This window comes from Streptomyces durbertensis (assembly GCF_014156695.1).
In the GTDB taxonomy this organism is placed as follows: domain Bacteria; phylum Actinomycetota; class Actinomycetes; order Streptomycetales; family Streptomycetaceae; genus Streptomyces; species Streptomyces durbertensis.
In genome coordinates this window covers 1-1,271 of record NZ_WMLF01000776.1, presented here as the reverse complement: position 1 = coordinate 1,271, position 1,271 = coordinate 1, and the positions used below count along the sequence as shown (strand labels likewise).

2 protein-coding genes are annotated in these 1,271 nt (G+C 73.6%); both read left to right on the top strand.

All coding sequences use genetic code 11. The annotated features are described in order from the left end of the window. Positions 1-47: 47 nt before the first annotated feature. Entirely contained in the window at positions 48-692 is a 645-nt protein-coding gene (locus tag GL263_RS26720; protein WP_182858309.1) for a class F sortase, read from the top strand. A gap of 76 nt (positions 693-768) precedes the next feature. Continuing rightward, the coding region (locus GL263_RS26715) for a TerD family protein (RefSeq protein ID WP_228456854.1) at positions 769-1,271 on the top strand (503 nt) is incomplete at its 3' end.

Genomic DNA, 1,271 nt, shown 5'->3' with positions numbered 1-1,271 from the left:
GGTGGCGGTTGGCTCGATTGCCCAGGCACAAGCAGCCGGGAGGCAGCATGGATCGCTATCGGCGCCGGCGGGAGACGCTGGTCGCGACGGTGGTGGCCGCTGGGCTGTGCGGCGGGGTCTGGCTGATCGACAACAGCCCGACGCCCGAGCGTCCGCCGCCGCAGCCGTCCGCGGACGCCGCCGCCGAGGAGGCGCGCCCGGCTCGGCAGCTCGACCGGGTGGTGCCGCTTGTCGCCTCGACGCCGACCCGCATACGCATACCGGTGATCAAGGTCGACGCCCCGGTCACCGGTCTGGGCCTGGACACCGACGGGAGCCTCGAACCGCCGCCCGAGGACGACCCGAACCTCGTCGGCTGGTACCGGGACGGCACCGCTCCCGGCGTCCGGGGAACGGCGATCTTCGCCGGACACGTCGACCGGGCCGAGGGACCGAGCGTGTTCTACGGGCTGGGTGCGCTCCGCAAGGGCAACCGGGTGGAGGTGATACGCCGGGACGGCCGTACGGCGGTGTTCAGCGTCTACGCCATCGAGGTCTACGGTCGTGACGACTTCCCCGACCAGCGGGTGTACGGCTCCACCGGGCGGCCCGAGATACGGCTGATCACCTGCGGCGGCGGGTACTCGCACCAGGAGGGCTACCTGGGGAACGTGGTGGTGTACGGCAGACTCGCCGAGGTGCGCGAAGGGTAGGCGGTGTCCGGGCGGTGCCGGCCCCGGGCGGCCCCGCGCCAGGAACCGGCCAGGCGGACCGCTCGTTGGGCGGGGCATGACCGCTATGACTCCCGGTTCGAACCTCCCCCTCCCCGCCCCACGTGTCAGCGTCGACGTCTCGGCTCCCTCCAGGGTCGACGTGTCCGGGCTGCTGCTCGGCGCCGACGGCAAGGTCCGCTCGGACGCCGACTTCGTCTTCTACAACCAGCCGGACGCGCCGGGCGTGCGGCACACCGGTGGCGGTGGCGCGGACACCATCACCGTCGACACCGCCGCCGTGCCCGCAGACGTCGAGCGCATCGTGGTCACCGCCAGCCTCGACGCCCCGGGCGCGACCTTCGCCGGTGCCGAACCGACGGGCACCGTCCGGGACGCCGACAGCGGCGCCGTCATCGCCAGCTTCACCCCGCCCCGGCTCGGCGCGGAGACGGCGCTGATCGTCATGGAGGTCTACCGGCGCGGCGGCGCGTGGAAGGTCCGCGCGGTGGGTCAGGGCTACGCCGACGGGCTGGCCGGCATCGCCACCGACTTCGGCGTCTCCATCGAGGAGCCGGAGCC

Coding starts and splice junctions, on each gene's coding strand:
- GL263_RS26720 (WP_182858309.1), top strand. CDS start 48: ATGGATCGCTATCGGCGCCGGCGGGAGACGCTGGTCGCGACGGTGGTG.